Consider the following 6,800-nt stretch of genomic DNA (forward strand, 5'->3'; position numbering starts at 1 on the left):
CGGTGACCGGCATCGCACACTCGACCGTCGGCTTCGAGGAGGGTGAGATGACCAGCACGGCCAGGTTCGACGTGGATGCCCTGCGAGCCCGGATCGCGGGCGCAGCCCTGCTACCGGGCGAGGCCGGGTACGACGACGCCAGATCGCTCTGGAACGGCGAGATCGACCGTCGGCCCGCAGTGATCGTGCAGTGCCGCACCGCGGCCGACGTCGCGGCCGCCGTCGAGCTGGCTCGGGAGGAGGGCCTGGAGCTCGCCGTCCGCGGCGGGGCGCACGGCGTCGCGGGCCGGGCGATCTGCGACGACGGCCTGATGATCGATCTGTCGACGATGAAGTCGATCTCCGTGGACTCCGCGCGGCGCCGCGCGGTCGTTCAGCCCGGGGTGTCGCTCGCCGAGCTCGATGCCGCGACACAGGAACACGGCCTGGCCGTGCCCGCCGGGACCGTCAGTCACACGGGCATCGCCGGCCTGACCCTCGGCGGCGGCATGGGCTATCTGACCGGGCTGTACGGGCTGACGATCGACAACCTGCTCCGCGCCGAGGTGGTGCTGGCCGACGGCAGCATCGTCACCGCCTCCGCCGACGAGCACCCGGACCTGTTCTGGGCGCTGCGGGGCGGTGGCGGGAACTTCGGCGTGGTCACCTCGTTCGAGTTCCGGTTGCATCCGGTGGGCCCGGAGGTGCAGTTCGCGCTGCTGTTCTGGCACCACGACGCCGGCATCGCACCGGTGCGGGCCTGCCGGGACGTCGTGTCCGAGCTCCCGGACCAGGCCGGATGCCTCTTCGCGATCGGGCTGAACGCACCGCCCGCGCCGTTCGTACCGGAGGAGCACCACTTCGCGCTCGGCAGCGCGCTGATCCTGGTGAGCTTCGGCTCCGCGGAGGAGCAGGCACGGATCCTCGAGCCCCTGCACCGGGACTTCCCGCCGTTGTTCGAGCTCGTGACGCCGATGCCGTACACGGGCGCCCAGCAGGCGATCGACGACTCGGCTCCCTGGGGAGGGCTCTACTACGAGAAGTCCCTCTATCTCGACGAACTGGGTGACGACGCGCTCGAGGTGCTCTTCTCCCGGGCGCGCGCCAAGACCTCGCCGATGAGCTTCTCCTTCGCCTTCCCACTGATCGGCGAGTACGCCCGTGTGGCGGACGACGCCACGGCCTACGGCGGACGTCGGAGCGTGCAGTTCGTCGTCGATGTCGTCGCGGCCAGTACCGATGCGGAGACGCTGGCGGCCGAGCGGCAGTGGGTGCGCGACACCGCCGATCTCCTCCGCCCCCTCGCCGGAACGGCAGGGGCCTACGTGAACTACTTCGACAGCGACGACGACGACCGCGTCCGTGCCACCTACGGCGCCGCGAAGTACGACCGCCTCGCCGAGATCAAGGGCCGCTACGACCCGGCCAACCTGTTCCGCGGCAACGTCAACATCAAGCCCGCCTGACCCGGACAGGAACGAACGGCGCTCTCGCTCACATGGCGTGAGCGAGAGCGCCGTTCCGCAGCTACCGGAAGACGACGGTCTTGTTGCCGTGCACCAGGACGCGGTCCTCGAGGTGCCAGCGGAAGCCCCGGGCGAGAACCAGGCGCTCGGCGTCCCGACCCCGGCGGACCATGTCGGAGACGGTGTCGCCGTGGTCGACCCGGATCACGTCCTGCTCGATGATCGGGCCGGCGTCGAGGTCGGCCGTGGCGTAGTGGCAGGTGGCGCCGATCAGCTTCACGCCCCGCGCGTGCGCCTGGTGGTACGGGCGCGCGCCGGCGAAGGACGGCAGGAAGCTGTGGTGGATGTTGATCGCGCGGCCCGCCCATTCCTCGCACAGGTGCGCGGGCAGGATCTGCATGAACCGGGCGAGCACGATGGCGTCGGGCTCGTGGGCGTCGACGATCTGGCGGACCTTCTCGAACGACTCCACCTTGCCCTGCTCGCGCTTCGGGTCGCGCGGCCCGGGAAAGGGCACGTGGTGGAACGGGATGCCGTGCGCCTTGACCAGCGGCGCGAGGTCCTCGTGGTTGCCGATCACGGCGTCGAGCGTCACCGGCAGCTCGTGGGCGGCGACGCGGCCGAGCAGGTCGTGCAGGCAGTGCGCCTCGCGCGTGACGAGCAGGACGGCGTGCTTGGGCACGCCGCTGTCCGTGACCCGCCACGTGGCCTCGGGCCCGAACTCCTCGGCGATCGCCGCGAACCGGGCACGCAGCTCGTCGACGTCGAACGGCACGGACGCCGCCCGGACGGCCTGGCGCGTGAAGAACCAGCCCTCCTCCGCGTCGGCGTGGTAGGCGGCCTCGACGATCCAGGCGCCCGTCTCGGCGAGGAAGCCGGCGATCCGCGCGACGATGCCCGTGCGGTCGGGGCAGCTGAAGGTGATGACGTAGCGGCGGTCGGCTTCCGGTTGCACGACGACAAGGGTGCCATCGCGAACGACACGTCCCACGTGGGGTGCGCCACGACGAGCCCCGACGCAGGATCGCCCTCGTGCCGACACCCACCGCGCCCGCACCCGTGCCGTCGGCGCGGTGAGGCCGTGGCCGTCCGCGAGAAGCGGCGCCTCGCGGTCGGCGTCCGGGAGCCGGCCCGAGCGTCTACCGCTCCGGGACGTACTCGAGGATCCGGCCGAGGTCCCGGAACCCGAGCGTCGCGTACAGGCGCTCGGCCATCGGCGTGGCCTGCAGGCTGGCGGTGCGGCGGCCGCGGTCGCGCGCCTCGTGCAGGAGCAGGGCCGTGACCGCGGTGCCCAGGCCGCGGCGGCGGGCGTGCGACAGCGTCCCGACGTTGTAGATCCCGCAGTCGTCGCGGTGGTCGTACGCCATCGCGGCCGCGACCGACTCGGTCCCGAGCCGGGCGACGACGACGTGGAACGCGGCGTGGTCGGCATCGGCCAGCAGGTCCACCGGCACCTCGATCACGCGCAGGTACTCCGCCCAGTCCGGCGCGGCCACGTCCAGCGCCGGACGTGGGACCCGGAGCTCGTCGAGGGTCAGGCCCATTGCCCGGGTGGTCTCGTCGAGCGTGTAGCCGCGGTGCTCGAGGTCGGCGCGCATCGCGACGTCGTCCTCGTGCACCCAGGCCGCGAACCGGGTGATCCCGGCGGCCGCGTAGGCCTCCTCCATGGCGTCGAGCGCCGCCGCGCGCTCCGGCCGGAGGAGGCCGCCGACCAGCACCGCGTTGTTGTAGACCCCGCGCTCGGGCCCGTGCGGGAAGACCGCCGCGGCGACGCCCGGGAGGCGCTGCACCGCGGCGTCCCGGGCCCCGCGGGCGTACTCCTCCCACGCCGCGAGCAGGGTCGCCGTGCCGCGGGCGTACAGGTCGGCGTCGGTCTCCCCGCCGTGCGTCCGTTCCCGCAGCACCATGTCGGCAGGCTCACCCGCCGCGCACCCGCCGCGCAACGGAGTTAGCGGCGCCCCACCAGGTCGACCCGCCCGCGCACCGCGGCGGCCTCGACGAACCGGGCGACCACGTCGTGCACGAGGTCGCGGTCGTGCTCGTTGAGACGTCGTGCAGGTCACCGGGGACGGTGGCGTCCGGCAGCCGGGCGGCGATCCCGTGCGTGTCCTGCACCGGCATCACGGATCCGCCTCACCGTGCACCATGAGCACGACGGCCGTCGACGGTAGCCATGACGGCAGCGTGCGCGGCGGGCCTGTCGGCCGGGTCGCATCGACCTGGCACCCGGCGGTCAGATCCGGGAGAGCGTGTACTCCGTCTCCATCTCCAGCAGGTGGTGGATCTGCTGGGCGACCGACTCCTCGATCTTCCCGCCGATGATCGGGACCTTGACCGTGACGTCGACCTTCACGACCAGCTCGGAGCCCTCGCCCTTCGGGGTGAGCCGCATGGTGCCCTGCGCGCCCGCCGGCATGCCGGGCAGCTCGACCCCGACGGTGCCGTCGTAGCCGTCGCCGGAGCGGGTCCAGCTCTCGTCCCGCTCGATGGTGATGCCGCGCGACCCGACGAAGGACTTCACCACGCCGGGCAGGTCCTTCTCGTCGATGCCGTGCCGGATCCGGTACTTGCACCCGTTCTCGTCGCCGGTGTACTCGAGGATCGCCGCACCCGGGCCGCCCATCGTGGCGAGCCGGTCGCTGAGGATCTCGCGGTCGACCATGGTGGCGTACACCCGGTCGACCGGGTGGGGGCTCGTGGCACGGAACTCCGTCGGGCGGGACACGGCCGGAGGCTACCCCGCCCGCTACCGTGGCGCCCTGTGCAGACCTCCCCCGCGCAGGACGAGCAGACCGGCCCGGTCCACGTCGGCGCGCCGCTCGCGCCGCTGACGACCCTGCGCCTCGGCGGTCCCGCCGCGCGGCTGATCGAGGCGCCGGACGCCGGGACCGCGGTCGACGCCGTCCGCGCGACCGACGAGTCCGGCGAGCCGTTGCTGCTGCTCGGCGGCGGGTCCAACGTCGTGGTGGCGGACGAGGGGTTCACGGGCACCGTCGTGCGGATGACGGGCGGCGGGACCGCGCTCGAGCGGCGCCCGGACGGGTCGGTGCTGCTCACGGCGGAGGCGGGGGAGGACTGGGACGCGGTCGTGGCCGCGACCGTCGCCGAGGGCCTGGGCGGACTGGAGTGCCTGTCCGGCATCCCGGGCCTGACCGGCGCCACCCCGGTGCAGAACGTCGGGGCGTACGGCGTGGAGGTCTCCGCGCTGCTCGTCGACGTCGACCTCTACGACCGGCGGACGGGTGCGGTCCGGACCCACGTCCCGGCGGCCGAGCTGGGCCTCGGCTACCGCACCAGCGTCCTCAAGAACACCGACGCCGCAGTCGTGCTGCGGGTGCGGTTCGCGCTGCCCGGCGGCGGGGCCAGCATGCCGATCGCCTACGCCGAGCTCGCCCGCACGCTCGGGGTGGACCCCGGCTCCACCGTGCCCGCCGAGGTGGCGCGCGAGGCCGTCCTGGAGCTGCGGCGCGGCAAGGGCATGGTGCTCGACGCCGCGGACCACGACACCTGGAGCGCCGGCTCCTTCTTCACCAACCCGATCGTCGACGACGCCGCGGTGCCGGACCCGGCGATGCCGCGCTGGCCGGCGGGGGAGGGCCGCACGAAGCTGCCCGCCGCGTGGCTGATCCAGCAGGCCGGCTTCGCCCCCGGCCACGAGGGGCCGGGCGGCCGCGTCGGGCTGTCAACGCGGCACGTCCTCGCCCTGACCAACCGCGGCGCGGGCAGCACCGGGGACCTGCTGGCGCTCGCCCGCGAGGTGCGGACCGGGGTGCTCGACAGGTTCGGGATCGCGCTGCACCCGGAGCCGGTCCTCGTGGGCTGCGCCCTGTGACCGACCGTGACGTTTCACCGGGCGGGACGGCGTGCAACCCCGCCCGCGTCGGCGGTCGTCGCTGTCGGTGGTGACGCGTAACCTCGTCGACCGGACACTGCTCACGAGCAACGTCCGCCGCCCCGTCGCGTCCTGGTACGGGGTGGAGAACTCGTACGGGGGAGGACGATGAGGCGGATCCTGCTGGTCCTGGCCGTGATCGCGGTCGGGACCGTCGGTGTGGTCACGGCGGCGACGGCCGCCGGGCGCGGCGGTGACACGCCACCGGCGCTGCTCGCGCGCGCGGCGACGCTGGCCTACCAGCCGGCCGCGCAGGCCACCGGGATCAACCCCACGTCACCCGTCTCGGTGAGCGTGACGGACGGCACGCTCGAGCAGGTCGCGCTGACCAACCCGCAGGGGAAGCCGGTGGCCGGCGCACTCAACGCCGACCACACCGTCTGGACCAGCAGTGAGCCCCTGGGCTACGACACCGAGTACGCCTGGTCCGGCACCGCGAAGGGGGCGGACGGGGTCGGCGTGCCGCTGGCGGGCGGCTTCCACACCGTCGTCCCCACGAAGCAGGTCCGCGGCGTGATCAACATCGGCGACGGCCGGACCGTCGGCATCGCCGCTCCGATCGAGATCCAGTTCAACGGCCACGTCGAGGACCGCGCGGCCGTCGAACGGGCGCTGAGCGTGCAGACGTCGGTGCCGGTCGAGGGCGCCTGGGGCTGGCTGCCGGACGAGGCCGGCGGCTCCCGGGTGCACTGGCGGCCGAAGGAGTACTGGCCGGCCAACACCAAGGTCTCGGTGGCCGCCAAGCTCTACGGCGTCGACTACGGCGGCGGGCAGTTCGGCGCCGCGGACGTGACCAGTGACTTCTCGATCGGCCGCGCCCAGGTCGTGAAGGCGGACGCGCAGTCGTTCCGCATGGTCGTGATCCGGGACGGCAAGCAGGTCGCGAACTACCCCGCGAGCTACGGCCTGGCCGCCGACCCGGACCGCAACACCCGCTCCGGCGTCCACGTGGTCACCGAGAAGTTCACCGACAAGCGGATGATCAGCCAGCAGTACGGCTACGACGTCGTGGAGAAGTGGGCCGTCCGGATGAGCAACAACGGCGAGTTCATCCACGCCAACCCGGCCTCGGCGAACGCGCAGGGCTCGTCGAACGTCACCCACGGGTGCGTCAACCTGTCGCTGGAGAACGCCAAGGCCTACTACGACACGGCGCTCTACGGCGACCCGGTCGAGGTCACCGGCACCCCGGTGCAGCTCTCGGCCCGGGACGGGGACGTCTGGGACTGGACCCTGTCCTGGGACGAGTGGCAGCGCCTCTCCGCCCTCTGAGATGTCATGGCCCTATCCCGGGCCGCCTCGAGGGATGAGAATCGGGGTGGGGGTCGGCTGTGCTCGTTCGTGCTTGGTGCGTGCGAACCCGTCTCTGAGACTGACGCCTGGGGCCTTCCCGGCACCTCAACTGTTGATCTCGTACACGCTTCACAGCGTCGTTGATCGGTTGGCCCCGCCGGCCCCGCCGG

At 72.9% G+C, this 6,800-nt stretch carries 6 protein-coding genes; 3 read left to right on the forward strand and 3 right to left on the reverse strand.

What is annotated here, in order from left to right; genetic code table 11:
* Nucleotides 1-2: 2 nt before the first annotated feature.
* A complete protein-coding gene (locus PKE99_RS30330) occupies nt 3-1,445 on the forward strand; it encodes an FAD-binding oxidoreductase (RefSeq protein WP_306470767.1) in 1,443 nt (480 codons plus the stop codon).
* A gap of 61 nt (nt 1,446-1,506) precedes the next feature.
* Here the strand turns inward: PKE99_RS30330 and purU are convergent, their stop codons facing one another.
* The 3 genes from purU to PKE99_RS30345 form a co-directional block, all read right to left on the reverse strand.
* The gene (gene purU / locus PKE99_RS30335) at nt 1,507-2,400 is read right to left on the reverse strand and encodes a formyltetrahydrofolate deformylase (RefSeq protein WP_037051414.1); all 894 of its coding nucleotides are present in this window, start codon (nt 2,398-2,400) and stop codon (nt 1,507-1,509) included.
* A 184-nt stretch (nt 2,401-2,584) separates the two neighbouring features.
* Nucleotides 2,585-3,352 (reverse strand): GNAT family N-acetyltransferase, encoded by a 768-nt coding sequence (locus tag PKE99_RS30340; protein ID WP_051738064.1) that lies wholly within the window; start codon nt 3,350-3,352, stop codon nt 2,585-2,587.
* A 326-nt stretch (nt 3,353-3,678) separates the two neighbouring features.
* A complete protein-coding gene (locus PKE99_RS30345) occupies nt 3,679-4,170 on the reverse strand; it encodes a DUF2505 domain-containing protein (protein ID WP_037051408.1) in 492 nt (163 codons plus the stop codon).
* A 36-nt stretch (nt 4,171-4,206) separates the two neighbouring features.
* On the opposite strand from PKE99_RS30345, the gene PKE99_RS30350 reads away from it, so the two are divergent.
* Nucleotides 4,207-5,277 carry a UDP-N-acetylmuramate dehydrogenase gene (locus PKE99_RS30350; protein ID WP_051738063.1) on the forward strand — a complete coding sequence of 357 codons (1,071 nt, stop codon included), beginning with the start codon at nt 4,207-4,209 and terminating at the stop codon, nt 5,275-5,277.
* A 168-nt stretch (nt 5,278-5,445) separates the two neighbouring features.
* Nucleotides 5,446-6,609, forward strand: a complete 1,164-nt coding sequence (locus PKE99_RS30355) for a L,D-transpeptidase (RefSeq protein WP_037051405.1) — start codon at nt 5,446-5,448, stop codon at nt 6,607-6,609.
* Nucleotides 6,610-6,800 lie beyond the last annotated feature (191 nt).

The organism is Pseudonocardia halophobica (assembly GCF_027922425.1).
GTDB lineage: Bacteria > Actinomycetota > Actinomycetes > Mycobacteriales > Pseudonocardiaceae > Pseudonocardia > Pseudonocardia halophobica.

What these genes read in the sequence shown, in the direction of transcription:
- PKE99_RS30340 (WP_051738064.1), bottom strand. Translation starts at nt 3,352, where the DNA reads ATGGTGCTGCGGGAACGGACGCACGGCGGGGAGACCGACGCCGACCTG.
- PKE99_RS30355 (WP_037051405.1), top strand. Translation starts at nt 5,446, where the DNA reads ATGAGGCGGATCCTGCTGGTCCTGGCCGTGATCGCGGTCGGGACCGTC.